Origin of the sequence: Lysinibacillus sp. FSL L8-0312 (genome assembly GCF_038003285.1) — a bacterium.
Classification (GTDB): Bacteria; Bacillota; Bacilli; order Bacillales_A; family Planococcaceae; genus Lysinibacillus; species Lysinibacillus fusiformis_D.
Map to the genome: position 1 here is coordinate 1,535,189 of NZ_JBBOOV010000001.1, position 15,073 is coordinate 1,550,261.

Below are 15,073 nucleotides of genomic sequence, written 5' to 3' on the forward strand. Positions count from 1 at the left end.
TCTTTCATGACTCAGGATTTGAATGCTAACTGGCATCAGTTACTTCATCTACTGGAGGTTCTGCTTCATTAGGAAGTGCATTATCTGCTGGTTGAACCTGTGGAACAGGGTTTAATTTATCATTTGCATTCATAATCTTTCTCTCTAGTCCAAGAACTTTTGCCAGTAATTCTGTTTCTTGATAAATCTCCTGCGCAAGCGTATAGGACTCTATCGCTTGAACGTATTCCTGACGGGCATAGCTCTGATCCCCACTTTTTTCTAACCCTTCTGCCTTTAATTCTTTTTGAACCTTCTTCAATTCATTTATTTTTTCTTGTGTATCTTCAATTTTTGTTTTAATTTGTGTCTCTCCAGTAAATGAAATGGCGAGTGCTTTTTTTCTAGCTTTCTCATAAATGGCTAAAGCCCCATTGTAGTCCTCTGCCTCAAAACGAAAATCTGCATCTTTTATAGCATCAACAATCTCCACAACGGAATCCATGTTGGCAATTCTTTGCTCTACTTCTTCCTTACCAAATCCATTAATGAGTTTGCCCTCTTTTTTAGCTTTTTCATAATGTTCTAATGCCTCTGTAAATTTTCCAGTTTCCGCTGATTTATCACCATTGATAATTAGTTGTGTCACTCTTAATTTTCTAGCTAGTAAATTTCTATGTATAGGATCTTTTAATTTTTTTGCTGCATTTCTTCCCTCACTATATGCAAGTAACGCTTCATCATAATTTCCGTCTTGAAAGTAAACATTTCCACTCTTTTCATGGTCCTTCATCTCGACTGTTAACTCTGCTAATTTTTTTGCTTGTTTTACTTGATAAAAAATCGTGCCGCCACCTACAACCAAGGCTAAAACTAATGCAGCAGCAATCATTTTTATATACTTCATCTTGTTTTTGTTCGTTTCTTGATACACCTTGTTCACAAATATCGCAGCAACCGTATAATTTTCTACAACTTTTCTTTGCCTACTCAACAATATTTCTTCCAACAAATCTGTATATTGTTCAGAATCTTTGACACCTTCCAAAGCGTCAGCCATCTCAATCTCACTGACATCTCCCCAAAAGCCAGCTGTACAAAGTAATAGGACATCACCATCAGTAAGCTTCATTTTTTTAGACACAAAGGGTTGAAATTTGTTTGGTTTACCTAGATAATTCAACAAATTCCCTCTTTCTTCATGCTGGCTAATATCTAATGAACGGTTCTGACTGTTTACTATTTCCTGTGCTAAACTTTGGTCTGTACTTTTGTAGGTTAATGTACCGTTTCGGAAGTGATACAATCGCGAATTCCCCGCTACTCCAACAATCATTTTTGAGTAGTCGGAAACAACTATGACAATACTAGCCTTTAATCTTACTCGTAAGCTTTGCGCTTGTAGTATATTTTGTGCATGTCTAAGGTATTTATTGATAGCTCTCCTTGACATAGCTGGCTTTTCCATAAACTTCTCCAAAATAGCCTTTACGGCAAGCTCTGCACTACTAATTTCCTGATCTGCATCCAAGCCCTTGACAGCTACCCAACAAGCTACATCGTCGAGTTCTGTATAGGCAAAATAGTCTTTATTTTGCAGAAAGGACCCTGCTTCAGATAAAAAGCCCGTTTTAAAGTCGCAATTTTCCTTTCTCATACGTCTCCTCCTTCTCTATTCCCTATTCATCGTCACCAAGTTTTTTCTAAAATCACGATGGTAGCATTATCTTGATTTTTTAAGCGTTTTTGTTCAACGGCTTTTATCATGCTTTGTGCTAAATCATAGGGTGGAGCTTGCTGAGAGAGAATTTTTTCCATTTCAACCTCCGTTAAAGCATCATAGATTCCATCACTAAAAAGACATACCTTGTCCCCTCTATTTAGCTGAATCGGATTATTTCCTGTATCCAAATTTTTAAAGCCTGCATATCCTAAATAATTGATTAATCTCTTTTTTAGAGGATTTTCCTGAACCTCAAGTTGCGAAATTTCACCTGAAATATATCTTTCGGTTAAAACTGACTCAAAAATATGTTTTTGGTTAATCTTTAGAAATTCACCATTTCTAAAGATCGTGAGAACACTATCCCCTACTGCACCCCAATGAAGATAGCCTTCACTATCAATAACGGCTGTGACTAATGTTGTTCCTCCATTGGAGCCATTTAAGTTTTCCACAATCATATGATTGCTTGCTATAGCAGCTTCCTTAAAAAAGTTTTGTAGATTTTTTAAGCTACTAAGCTTTTTAAATTCTTCTATGAAGGTTGTCACTGCGATCGTGCTAGCCATCCGCCCATTGGCTAAGCCGCTAATTCCATCTGCAAGCACCGCGATTGTGCCATATGTCGTTTCGGCAGTTGAGAAATAATCATCCTGCTCATCACGTCTTCCGATTGTTTGACCATTTCCAATATAAATTTTCCCTTTATCCATTTTTTGAGCAAGTATACTTCTTATTAGCAGTAACAAGATAAGGACAATGATAAAGATTAAGGTAATTATGTACGGCAATAACTTTTGGTCCATATGTCATCATTCCTCACTTTGATTGTTTTCCCATTCAAAGTGAACGCCACAAAGTGGAATAAATAAAAATATGCTTCTCCCTAGCTGTATCACATCATAGGCTGCTAATTCCGTTGGTGTATAAACGGCCTCATTATTCAGATAGGCTAATCCTGATGCATCTCCTGGCAGTAAGTAAAAATTACGTTTTTTAGGATCATACACAATGACTGCATGATTTCGCTTAGAGATGGAATTGTCCCCTGCAATGCGGATATGCATATCTTCTGCTCTACCTATAAAATTCTTTTCAGATAAGATACGATAATCTCTACCCATTTGTGGCCCTTCAATACAAACTAACCATCCTGTTACAGGATCTATCCCATCCATTTCTCCTAAGTAAGGCAATGTTTTATCATCTGCTTCAATGACAGGTGAGGAAGGACTATTTTGTCTTTGCTCCTGTTCTACCATCACGTTACAGTAAGGACAAATATTGCGATGTCTCCTTGAACTAAACATATGACCATTTGTACATCTAATCAAACTCATTTTGATATCCCCCATCTTTGTTACGAATTTTTTTCTCTATTTAACCAAAATTCGCGTATTCGCTATGTATATTGTGTCTCCATTACCTAATGGGTAAGGAATCTCATGTTTTAATCTATTTTTTACCCGCTTATTCGCTTTTTTTAAGCCAACACCATTAACCGAATCTATATCCTCTAAATACCAAATTCCAGCTACACAATTTAGTACAGCATGCTCATAATTCACAAGAGATTCATACTCTGTTCCACTTAAATCAATATCCGCCTTGTGTTCAGCTGAACTTTTTCCAATAAGCAATGAAATTTGATCGCCAAGTTCCCATTCATCTATTTCTACTCCACGTTCATTAAGAAGAACAAGCTTTGAAATGTCCTTCTTAGCCATCACTTGAGTGATTGCCTTGGCTTCGTATTTAAGCGATACATATATAATGGCGAGTATGACTATTACCGTCCCAATAACGAATTTCAAAAGGACATCCTGATTCATCACAAAAACATATAAAATGAAAAAGAAGGCGATTGTGACAATAATGATATCGATAATTTTTATAAACATTTTTTTTCGTGTATTTCCACTGTAAGCTTCAGCTGAAAATGGCTCATACATATAATCACACTCCTCTCTTTTTGCCATAGCTTATTTATTAAAAAAACGTTCAAATAAATCCGTTGTATCCAATGGATTTTTCTTCGTTTTTTTATGAAGCGTTGAGGACATCTCCTTTGTTTTAGGATTGAAGCCAAAGAAATGTTCAAAGTTTTTTTCAATATTATTCATATTAAAATCTGGCTTTTTCTCTGTAGACTGATGTCCGTTTGAATGCTTTTCATTTTGTTGTTCATTTTGCCAGCTGGTACCTTTGCCATCGAGACGGGCATCGTAAGTCTCTTTCAGCGCTGGATCCTTAAGCACCTTATATGCCTCTTGAACCTCTAAAAAAATTTTCTCTGACTCTTGATTTCCACCACTCACATCAGGGTGATGCTTTTTGGAAAGCTTTCGATAAGCTAATTTTATTTGCTCTTGTGTTGCATTTCGGTCTATACCCAATGTTTCATAATGCGTTTTCATGTTTTCAACCCCAATTTAGGATTATTAAAAATAATCTAAGGAACTATAAAAGTTCCTTAGATATAGTAGTGTTTTATCGTGCTGCAATCTTAGACAGCGTAGCCGCCTTCGATTTTTGCCAATTCTGTTTTGTCTTTCTTTTGCTTAATAAATAAGAAGAACTCACCAATACCTTCAGTGTCACCATATCTTTCTGTATAGTCCACAACGAAAGCATTTGGGAAATGAATTTTTCTTACTACTTGATCAGCTGAGATCACTTCAAGTGTCACTTTGCGGTAGCAATCAGCTTTTTCAGCTGGTACTAATGACCATAATCCTAATTTCATCGTATCATCAGAATTATCACCATCAGTGGCAGTTAAAATTTTACCTTTTACTTTTAAAGTTGCCCCAACATCTGTAGAGCGCGCGTTAGAATCATTCGGTGTATCTGTCTCATATTCGACAGTCATGATGCTTTCTAACCCTAATTCAATTGCTTCTGATCCTTCTACTTTTAATACAAAACCCATTTTTAGTACCTCCTAAATTTTGTTGAATCGTAACTTCTGACTGTTCTAATGAAATAAATTTAAGTACAGCTATTCATTTCACAGTGCCATGTTTCATACCGACACGATGAAATATGTAATATTTTTCATTTTAGCAATTAGTCGTTCGATTCATATTTATGTTAAAAGATTTATGAATGATAAATCTTAAACACCCTACTTAAATAATTGAAAATGGTGATAAATAAATTGTTAGGCTTTAACAGCACTTGTCCCTTTAGTAATCGTGACCTCAAGATTTTTAACATTACCGTTAAATACAAGATCGATCTGACATAAGCTTGTTTTCTCATCAATGATATAGCCAATATCATCTCCGTCATGAATGATAGAGTTTACATGACCTTTATCATTCAGCCACTTACTTTTTTGACTACTTGGATTATTACTAAAGAAGCGAACGATATTCTCGTGCTTAAAGTCACCAGATTGGAATCGAAGTATTCTTTCAATATACGTACTAACTTGCGTTTTATAGATTGAATCGAATCCATCTTCTTCCATTGCTAGACTTCTTGCTTTATAAACAGTAATACGTCTAATATCTTTATCCTGTAGTTGGGCATTTTCGGAAGAGAATACAAAACCGAAGCTTCTGCTGTTAATAGCGTCTTTAATATTATTCGTAAAACCTGAAATTTCCTTCGCCATCGTAGTTACAGCTCTAAGTGAGTTGTCTCCGGCTTCAATATCAAATCGAACTCCAGGGTAATTACGTTTTACATTTTTAAATGATTCCTTTAAATACTCTGGGCATTGGTAGGCGGAAACGATACCTGCTGCTACATAGCTAGCACCTACATAAACGCCTTCTATCCAAAGCTTTAAAATATCTTCCTTTTCTTTCGATAGACGAGCTCCATTTTCGGTAGTATGCATTCTCGTATCAATAACTACGCCTGATTTATCTTTTGGAATAATCGTAAAGTTTGGTAGGCATGGTATCGCGAACTCACTAAATTCTTTTCTGACAAGAACTGAGCATTTATCGATCAGGCGATCAATCCCAGCAGTTGCGATGCCGTTGAAGGTAGTTTCTTCTTCAGCCATAAAGTTAAAGAAAATTTGAACCTTGTAATCTTTTACCGTATCTAAGAGGATTGATAAAGATTCCATTGTGTTACCCTCTTGCTTTGTAACCTTTTCATTCCCTTTGAATCTTGAACGGCTAACTTTCATTTTTCCAGAAGATTCTAATTCTAGAGCAGGTACAATGCCATACCATACAGTATCTGTAAAATCATTTTTAGCGTTAACCGTATTTAAATACGTGCGTAATCTTGGCAGGTTATTACTTTTCACAAGCATATCGAGCTTCGTGTTTGTCACTAATAATGACGGCTGCATCCCTTTATTTTTCGTAACATATTGATCGAAGTACATTTTGACACCTAATAGCTTTTCGACTAAAGGCTTGACCGTTTTTACAAATTCATCCTTTGCATCCTTATAGAACTCCAGGTATGTATTGTAATTTTGAACTTCTGTTTCAACATCAAATTCGGCTTTTATAGCTGGTAGAGGTGAGAACGTTCTCACAACTAAATCTTTTACATAGGAAGACGGAGATTCTGTAATAGCCTCATAGTCTTCTTCGAAAACTGTACTCAAGCCGTAATTACTATTTTCTTCAATGACCATCAGTTCTGAACTATTCGTTTGAGGTGCCTCAATAATTTTCAATTCACCATTATCACCAATAGTAAGCGTACCTATTTGTAATTTTTCGGACTCATCCTCATCTTGACTAGCACCTAATAATAATCGTGTTTTAATATCTTCAATTGCTAAAGGCAGCATCGCCATTACATTGTTGTAGTTTCTACTAGCTACTTCAAACATAAGATTTAGCTTGTCACCAGTATCTAATTTTTTCGGATCTCCCTCATCCAGCTTGTCATACTCACTGTATAGGTAATGAATTTCCTTACGAACTTGGCGAATATCATCCATGACTTTTTTAGGAGAAATCATGTCTAGTAAATTTTCAAATTTAAAATCTACATTCGTGATGCCCTGACTTCTTTTTGTATCAATGAGCGTAAATAGCATCTTTAAAAAATCGTTATTTTGGTCGATTGCTATTTCAGATATACAATCATCTTGAATTCCTTCAGGCTTTTTCAAGGTATACATAACCTTTTGATTTGCCGCGTTATAAAATGAATACACAGTAGGTGAAAACTTATCTAAAAATTCGTCAAAGCTTTTTACAAGAAGATGTTGACTAATTTCTTTGATCTTTTCATCACTTAGACTGTCGATTCCTTTTACATCGCCAACAAGCGTAATTAAATCCAATTTCTCTGGGTTTATTTCTTCAAAGAGCATTGTTCTGTTCGTTTGACTAATAATCTCCATTCATTTGGCTGTATATTACTACAGCCATCCCTCCTTTAGATAACGAATTTCGAGTAAGCATAAACATTAGTGCGTAAAAAACACAGAATTAGAACTGTATAACTACTTGAATCGAGCATCTTAAAAGAACATTTAGACACTCAAATTAAGTCGATATATACATTTAAGATAAAATTTTACAATAAAAACAATAATGTACTGAACTATGTACGAGAAACTCTAATTCAACTTTATGCATTTTTTATACAAAATTCACTAATGGTTTTATGTATCACAAAAGTAACTATACAATACCTAAAATCAATGTCAATATTTTCTATAGAATATATTGTAAGCAAAAACATTTTAAGGACAGTTTATTAAAAATATTACATGGTAATAATTATGATATTTTTTAGGGAAATAGTGGATAAATCCTATTTTTTTATAAAAAAAACAACTAAAGGTCCGATTGCTATTAGGCCCTAAGTTGCTCTTTTGAATATCATCCTTTTAAGACAAAAATAAGTAAAAAGTATTAAAAATATAGTAATTTTGGTCTTTTAGAATTAATTCATTTAAAATAGTTCTTTATACATTTGAATTTTCTTTCCAAAATAATCATGTATTTAATAAAAGAAAGGGAAGAACATCTTTTTTTATGCTGCACTTGCAAGCCCCATAAAATAGTCAATGACATAGGAATGCTCACTTTTCTATTATATTTTCTCACATTTGCAAGTTTATCCTCGATTACTCTTTGTGAAACATCTAGTGGGACTTCGTTTGTTAATGCGAAGTATAAAGTTGCCATCAAACTATAAATATCTGTATAAATGCCTTGCTCTCCTTTAACGGAATACTGCTCAATAGGTGAGTATCCCGGTGTAGTAAATATTGGATATTTTTCCACCGTTTTATAATAAATTGCTGAACCGAAATCTAATAAGCAAGGTTTCCCTTGCGTATCAATTATAATATTATTCGGCTTTATATCCCGATGAATAATGCCTTTACTATGTAAATACGAGATGGCATCAATTAAGGGAAGGAATACTTCTTCATATAGATGATGCCTTTCATGAATAGCATATTTATGTATATATTGGTCCAGTAATATCCCTTCATAATAATCTGTAATTATATATATAGAACCGTTTTCAGTAAAATGATGTCTATACTTAACAATATTTTGATGGTTCAATTGTTGGATCATGAATGCTTCACTTAGAAATCTTTCCTTTAATTCCTGAAATTTTTCCTTTGTTGAGGGTACACGATTGATTACTGATTTGTTATCCAAATCTCGTAACGCTATTTCCATTGGGAAAAATTCCTTAATGATTAGTTGCTCTCCTGTATTTATATGTTCAGACATATACACAAAGGATAATTTACTAGTGGCAAGAACTTGCGTTATTTTATATGTATTATGTAATAGACTGTTTATTGGTAAGCTCAATTCAAATATTGCTGCCTGCATTTTAATCTCCCTTCAAAAATCGAATATACAAATTAATGTAATTATATCAATTACTATATTTTTATGTATAGTTTGTACTAGCCTAAAGTGCGCAAACAAAAAACCGTTCAATATGAAGTGAACGGTTTTTTGTGGATTATGCTTTTTGATAGCGCAGCACTGGTGTACGAGCAGCGCGTGTTTCATCAAGACGGGATACGACAGTTGTATGTGGTGCTTCTTGCACGATAGATGGGTTTTCTTCTGCTTCTTTCGCAATTTGAATCATCACATCACAGAATGCATCTAATGTTTCTTTTGATTCTGTTTCTGTTGGCTCGATCATTAATGCCTCTTCCACGTTTAATGGGAAGTAGGTTGTTGGTGGATGGTAGCCAAAGTCTAACAGACGTTTTGCAATATCTAATGTGCGAACGCCCAATTTCTTTTGACGACGACCTGATAAGACAAATTCATGTTTGCAGTGACGGTTATATGGTAAATCAAAGAATGGCTCTAAACGACGCATCATATAGTTTGCGTTTAATACAGCGTATTCTGTAACAGCTTTTAAGCCATCTGGACCCATTGTACGAATGTACGTATAAGCACGAACATTGATACCAAAGTTACCATAGTAAGGTTTTACACGTCCAATTGATTGTGGACGATCGTAGTCGAAGTGGTATGTGCCTTCTTCTGTTCTCACTAGTACTGGTTTTGGTAGGAATGGAATTAAATCTGCTTTTACGCCTACTGGACCAGAACCTGGACCACCGCCACCATGTGGGCCTGTAAATGTTTTATGCAAGTTTAAATGCACGCAGTCAAAGCCCATATCGCCAGGACGTGCTTTACTCATAACGGCATTTAAGTTCGCGCCATCATAGTAAACTTTCCCGCCTACAGAGTGAATAAGCTCCGCCATTTCAATAATGTTTTCTTCAAATAGACCGAGTGTATTCGGGTTTGTTAGCATTAATGCAGCTGTATCAGCACCAACGACTTTACGAAGGTCTTCGATATCAACTAAGCCATTTTCATCGGATTTCACAGTGATTGTTTCAAAGCCTGCTACTGTTGCTGAGGCTGGATTTGTACCGTGAGCTGAGTCAGGAACAATAACTTTGTTACGGTGACCTTCACCATTTGCCTCATGGAATGCGCGAATCATCATTAATGCTGTCCATTCACCATGGGCACCTGCTGCTGGTTGTAATGTTACTTCATCCATTCCTGTAATTTCTACTAAAGAAGTTTGTAAATCATAGAGAAGCTCCATCGCACCTTGTACTGTCGATTCATCCTGTAATGGGTGAACATTCGCGAAGCCTGAAAGACGTGCAACTGCTTCATTAATTTTTGGATTATATTTCATCGTACAAGAGCCGAGTGGATAGAAGCCAGAGTCTACCCCATGGTTTCTACGAGAAAGTGCTGTGTAATGACGCATAATATCAAGCTCAGACACTTCAGGTAACTCTGCAGCTTCCGTACGAACTAAGCTTGCAGGCAGTAAATCTGCTAGGTCTACTTCAGGTACATCAAGTGCTTCTAAGCTATAGCCAACGCGACCTTCTTTTGAAATTTCAAAAATGAGTGATTGATTTTCGTTATGCATTAAGAGCCCCCATTTCTGCAACAAGTGCATCAATTTCTTCTTTTGTGCGTAATTCAGTTACTGCAATAAGCACATGATTTTTCAGAGAGTCATAATTTTGCCCTAGAGGATATCCACCGATTATACCCTTTTCGATTAAGCCTTTATTGATTTCCTTCACACATTTATTCGTTTTCACAACGATCTCGTTAAAGTGTGCACCTTGGAATGCTACTGTAAAGCCAGCTGCTTCAAAGGCATTTTTTGCATAACGTGTTTTGGCAATATTTTGCGTAGCCATTTCACGAATACCTTGTTTACCTAAAGCTGTCATCGCTACAGATGCAGCAAGTGCTAAAAGTGCTTGGTTCGAACAAATATTAGATGTTGCTTTATCACGACGGATATGTTGTTCACGTGCTTGTAATGTTAATACATAACCACGGCGCCCTTCACCATCCACTGTTTCACCAACAAGACGACCTGGTACTTTACGCATTAATTTCGTTGTCACTGCAAAGAAACCACAGTGTGGCCCACCAAATGCTTCAGAGATACCGAATACTTGCGCATCCCCTACACAAATATCAGCACCTAGCTTACCAGGAGGCGTTAAAATGCCTAATGAAAGTGGGTTAGAAGAAACAACAAATAAGCTTTTCGCTTCATGTGCAATATCACTAATAACTTGAATATCCTCCACTTGACCGAAGAAGTTTGGATATTGAGCAATAACAGCTGCTGTGTTGTCATCGATTAACTCTTTTAATGCTTCGACATCTGTCACACCATCTTTTTGTGGGATTGTCACGATTTCAATGGATTGACCATAGGCATATGTAGCAACAACATCGCGATATTCTGGGTGCACTGCTTCAGACACTAATATTTTCTTACGACGCGTATGACCTGCTGCTAGCATACCTGCTTCTGCTAATGCTGTACCACCGTCATACATAGAAGAGTTTGCAAGATCCATGCCAGTTAGCTCGGCAATCATCGTTTGGAATTCAAAGATTGCTTGTAGCTCACCTTGTGAAATCTCTGGTTGATAAGGTGTGTACGCTGTATAGAACTCTGAACGAGAAATGACATGGTCCACGATTACTGGTTTATAGTGATTGTAAACACCTGCACCTAAAAACGATACATTAGCATTTGTGTCCTTATTTTTTGCAGAGAGTGCTGTTAATTCTTTTAATAAAGCAGATTCTGATTTTGCTTCCTTAATATCATAAAGGCCTTTAAAACGGACTTTCTCAGGAATATCCCCGAATAATTCATCAACTGAGGATACACCGATTACGTCTAACATTTCTTTTTGATCTTGCTCCGTCATTGGTAAATAACGATGTTTCATAAATGTAGGTCCCTCTTTTCAACTATTATTTTGAACGCTTGTAAAACGGTGTTTCTACTGTTATTACCTTTAAGTGTTTCCCACGAATTTCGATTTCTAGCTCAGTTCCGATTGTTGCGAATTGACTGTCAATTAAAGCGTGACCAACATTACGTTTAGATGAAGGAAGCTGTGTACCCGTTGTCACTTCACCGATTTCCTTACCGTCCTTGAACACTTTGTAGCCATGACGTGGAATGCCTTTATCAATCATTTCAATGCCTACCAATTTGCGTGTAAGACCATTTTCCTTCTGCGCTACTAATGCTTCATGACCAATGAAGTCTTCTTTATTTAATTTCACAGCAAAGCCAATCCCAGCCTCAAGTGGAGAAATTGTTGCCGATAGCTCTTGACCGTATAATGGTAGCCCTGCTTCAAAACGTAGTGTATCGCGGCATCCTAAACCTGCCGGTACTACGCCTTTATCATGACCAGCATCTAAAATTTTACCCCATAGTGCTTTAATATCTTCTGGAGCACCGTAAAGTTCAAAGCCATCTTCTCCTGTATAGCCACTACGAGAAACTAATACTTGATGACCCGCAACTTCAACGCCCTCTTGGAAGCGGAAAAATTTAATGGCACGAACATCAGTCGAAGTAAGGGATTGAAGAACTTCCTCTGCTAATGGTCCTTGAAGAGCAATTTGTGCATAAGCATCGGACTGGTTATCAATCGTCACATCATATTGATGTTGATTTTCCATCATCCAATCATAGTCTTTTTCAATATTGGCTGCATTGACACATAATAAATAGTGATTATCAGCTAATTTATACGTTAATAAATCGTCAACAACGCCTCCATCTTCATAACACATGGCTGTGTATTGCGCTTGGCCATTAACAATTTTAGATACATCATTTGATAAAAGATTTTGTAAAAAACCTAATGCATCGGGACCTGTTACTAAAATTTCTCCCATATGTGATACATCAAATAAGCCTGCACGATGACGCACTGCATCATGTTCTTCTTTAATGGAAGTAAATTGAACAGGTAGTTCCCAGCCACCGAAGTCTACTGTTTTTGCACCGTATTTCGCGTATTCTTCAAATAGAGGTGTACGTTTTAATTCATTCGTCATTCTTTTTTGCCCCCTTATTGTTCGTTACATTTTTACTGGTAGTAGTTCGTCTGCTTTTGTATTAGTACAGTCAGTGCGTATCGTTTCCAATCTTTAAAGCACCTGTGGACATAAAAAAAGACAGACGAACCCCTTTTCGGGATTCTCTGTCCTTGCACCTGAAAGTTACACCAGACTGGCTCGCAAGTTTTCACACTGCCAATCAGCCGGCTTTCCCCTTTGGTGGCTGTTATTGTTATACTACAGCTCTCTCCAGAGTTGCGTCTTGTACGAGTCCTTTTACCTGAGAGATTCATAGCCATTTACTACTTGCTCCTTCGGTGGCGTCTACACGCGCTCTCCCCGCACAATCATCCGCCCAAGATAGTTCTTGGTACTATTTAGTAGTCAATGAACATTTAGTTACTTATTTGTCTATATCCTAACATTAAATGCATTGAAAAGGCAATCATTTTTTAAAAGATAATAAAACACGAACATAATTTATCAATAATACAATCATCGTTCGTTTTTTAATCTTTTCACTTGAAATACTAAATACTCTAGAATATGACGGATAGTTCTACCTTCTGTCAATACTTGGATATGTCCTACCTCACGGTAAAACTTCCTTCTGTAATGATACAGGCTTTCTAGCTCTTCCTTTGTAGAGCTCTGTACAATGGGTCTGTTTGGATCATGCTGTATTCGTTTATAAATATCTTCAAAAGACGCATCTAAAAAAAACACTAATCCACTACGTCTCATAATTTTTCGATTCTCAGCATTAATGGCAACGCCACCCCCTGTAGAAATAATACAAGCCTCATCTCTGAAATTTTTCAAAAATTCTGTTTCTATTTCTCGAAAATGGGCCTCTCCGTATTTTTCAAAAATCTGTGGAATTGTCATTCCCTGCTGGCGCACAATCTCACGATCCATATCATAATATGGCATCTTTAATAAATAACTTAAACGTCTTCCTAACGCACTTTTCCCACTGCCCATAAAGCCAACTAAATATATTTTTCGCAATTCGGATCACCTTCTTATAACTACGATTCTACACTGTCTGACAAAATTTGTCCTAATAAATTTATCGTAGTTTGAACATTTAATTTTTCTAGCCCATCATATGTTCGAAACTGCATTTCATAAGACATACAATACGCAAGAACAAAAGTAGTTACAAAAAATAATAATGCAATTGCGATCAAAAAAATAGCCCCTCTGTCATTTTTCAATAATTGGCACATAGAAGCTTTGCTCCTTTTGAATACCGCTAGTCATTTCAACAGCTACCGTCAGCATGGTTTCTGTATAATTAAATTGGCATTTATTAATTCCGATTAGCATGGGAACATGTCCACCATTTATTTGCTCACGAATAATATTAGGATAGCAATCAATATGATGGATTGTATTTGCAGTTTGAAAGCTCACTCTTTTTCGATCTTCCCGAATAGCAAACGCAGAGACATTCTGTAGAGAATGATTTACATCATAAACAAATAGCTCCCACTTTGTTTGTTCATCTGTTAGCATGGTTGATTTCATTTCAGCAAACCACAGCATAATAAGAACAAAAAGATGAGATACAAGCACAAAAACAACCAATTGAAATATGGCTTCTATTAATGTATAGCCTTTGTCATTCACGGACTTCACCTGTATCTTGTATACATTTTTGGCGCAGTTCACGCATGTTTTGAAAACGGACACAAATTTGTTGTCCATCAAATTCCCAATGATACTCTACTTGTTCAATGGTCCTAGAGCCTTCTGTTTGCTGTACTGCCTGATATTGCTTTAAACCTTCATAGGCAGTTTCAGCTGCGATGAGTTCTAGTTTTTTATTTGTGAGATTCGTCTTCATCGTATAGGTAAGCGGTATTAACGACATACACAATATTGTTAAAATCCCCATAGCTAAAATGGTTTCTACAAAAGAATAGCCTGACTCATTCAACTCTAGCTCTCCCTCGTCCTAATGTAATAACGACCTTTTTCTTTCCTTGAGGGGTTTTAAAGGCAATGGTTCCAGCTGACATAACATTTCCTTTAGTATTATAACTAAGTGTATGAATAGAACTTTCTGCGTTCAAAAACTCGACTATGGAGTATGAGCTATGTGAACCAATTATCTTTGGTGGTTCTTATGCATTTAAGGCAACATTACGAGAAGAATTAGTACCGTACACAGATCCTCGCTCCGTTCATTATGACTTACCAATGGAGAACCCTGCATATTCAAAGTATTTTGATCAAACAGATGGTAGCGGCACGAAAATAGGTGGTTATGCATTTATGGATGAAAATAGCTTTGATGAGAATAATGGCAATGCTGAGCTGCTGTTTCAATTAGATATGGAGGGTGATGCCCAAAAGACATATGCCATGATAGCAGACTCTGGCACATTGCAATTTTTTATAGAGCGAGATTCTCTGATCGCAAAGGATTTTTCTAAACTTTATTATTATCTTTACAGCATGTAATAGAAATCGTATCGCTAAGGCAGTGGCGATACGA

15 protein-coding genes and 1 riboswitch are annotated in these 15,073 nt (G+C 36.4%); of the genes, 1 reads left to right on the forward strand and 14 read right to left on the reverse strand.

All coding sequences use genetic code 11. From position 1 onward, the window contains the following. Positions 1-25 precede the first annotated feature (25 nt). The 14 genes from MHI22_RS07845 to MHI22_RS07910 form a co-directional block, all read right to left on the reverse strand. Positions 26-1,636: a PP2C family protein-serine/threonine phosphatase gene (locus MHI22_RS07845; protein WP_231745035.1), complete on the reverse strand. Its 1,611-nt coding sequence runs from the start codon at positions 1,634-1,636 to the stop codon at positions 26-28. A 32-nt stretch (positions 1,637-1,668) separates the two neighbouring features. Beyond that, a complete protein-coding gene (locus MHI22_RS07850; RefSeq protein WP_271910313.1) occupies positions 1,669-2,508 on the reverse strand; it encodes a PP2C family protein-serine/threonine phosphatase in 840 nt (279 codons plus the stop codon). Positions 2,509-2,514: 6 nt separating this feature from the next. Next, positions 2,515-3,042 (reverse strand): FHA domain-containing protein, encoded by a 528-nt coding sequence (locus tag MHI22_RS07855; RefSeq protein ID WP_036120184.1) that lies wholly within the window; start codon positions 3,040-3,042, stop codon positions 2,515-2,517. A gap of 36 nt (positions 3,043-3,078) precedes the next feature. Further along, a complete protein-coding gene (locus tag MHI22_RS07860) occupies positions 3,079-3,654 on the reverse strand; it encodes an FHA domain-containing protein (RefSeq protein ID WP_036120187.1) in 576 nt (191 codons plus the stop codon). A gap of 30 nt (positions 3,655-3,684) precedes the next feature. Further along, entirely contained in the window at positions 3,685-4,119 is a 435-nt protein-coding gene (locus tag MHI22_RS07865; RefSeq protein WP_036120190.1) for a J domain-containing protein, read from the reverse strand. 89 nt (positions 4,120-4,208) lie between these two features. Beyond that, entirely contained in the window at positions 4,209-4,634 is a 426-nt protein-coding gene (locus MHI22_RS07870) for a hypothetical protein (RefSeq protein WP_036120193.1), read from the reverse strand. Between the two features lie 231 nt (positions 4,635-4,865). After that, on the reverse strand, positions 4,866-7,034 hold the full coding sequence (locus MHI22_RS07875) for a transcriptional regulator (RefSeq protein ID WP_338651478.1): 2,169 nt from the start codon (positions 7,032-7,034) through the stop codon (positions 4,866-4,868). A 553-nt stretch (positions 7,035-7,587) separates the two neighbouring features. After that, a complete protein-coding gene (locus tag MHI22_RS07880) occupies positions 7,588-8,496 on the reverse strand; it encodes a serine/threonine protein kinase (protein WP_340811661.1) in 909 nt (302 codons plus the stop codon). Between the two features lie 136 nt (positions 8,497-8,632). Then, complete coding sequence (gcvPB, locus tag MHI22_RS07885) at positions 8,633-10,096, reverse strand: aminomethyl-transferring glycine dehydrogenase subunit GcvPB (RefSeq protein ID WP_089934849.1); 1,464 nt, start codon at positions 10,094-10,096, stop codon at positions 8,633-8,635. Then, the gene (gcvPA, locus tag MHI22_RS07890) at positions 10,089-11,435 is read right to left on the reverse strand and encodes an aminomethyl-transferring glycine dehydrogenase subunit GcvPA (RefSeq protein ID WP_036120201.1); all 1,347 of its coding nucleotides are present in this window, start codon (positions 11,433-11,435) and stop codon (positions 10,089-10,091) included. Before gcvPA ends, gcvPB begins: the two co-directional genes overlap by 8 nt. 25 nt (positions 11,436-11,460) lie before the next feature. Continuing rightward, positions 11,461-12,564, reverse strand: coding sequence for a glycine cleavage system aminomethyltransferase GcvT (gcvT, locus tag MHI22_RS07895; RefSeq protein WP_141905508.1), 1,104 nt, complete (start codon positions 12,562-12,564; stop codon positions 11,461-11,463). Between the two features lie 261 nt (positions 12,565-12,825). After that, positions 12,826-12,918, reverse strand: a riboswitch (glycine riboswitch). Positions 12,919-13,062: 144 nt separating this feature from the next. Then, positions 13,063-13,578, reverse strand: a complete 516-nt coding sequence (locus MHI22_RS07900) for a shikimate kinase (RefSeq protein WP_036120210.1) — start codon at positions 13,576-13,578, stop codon at positions 13,063-13,065. A 198-nt stretch (positions 13,579-13,776) separates the two neighbouring features. Continuing rightward, positions 13,777-14,202 (reverse strand): competence type IV pilus minor pilin ComGF, encoded by a 426-nt coding sequence (comGF, locus tag MHI22_RS07905; RefSeq protein ID WP_340811665.1) that lies wholly within the window; start codon positions 14,200-14,202, stop codon positions 13,777-13,779. Further along, positions 14,195-14,512 carry a type II secretion system protein gene (locus tag MHI22_RS07910; protein WP_036120217.1) on the reverse strand — a complete coding sequence of 106 codons (318 nt, stop codon included), beginning with the start codon at positions 14,510-14,512 and terminating at the stop codon, positions 14,195-14,197. Before MHI22_RS07910 ends, comGF begins: the two co-directional genes overlap by 8 nt. 146 nt (positions 14,513-14,658) lie before the next feature. Between MHI22_RS07910 and MHI22_RS07915 the strand changes: the two genes are divergently transcribed. Beyond that, on the forward strand, positions 14,659-15,039 hold the full coding sequence (locus MHI22_RS07915; RefSeq protein ID WP_340811668.1) for a DUF1963 domain-containing protein: 381 nt from the start codon (positions 14,659-14,661) through the stop codon (positions 15,037-15,039). Positions 15,040-15,073: the final 34 nt, after the last annotated feature.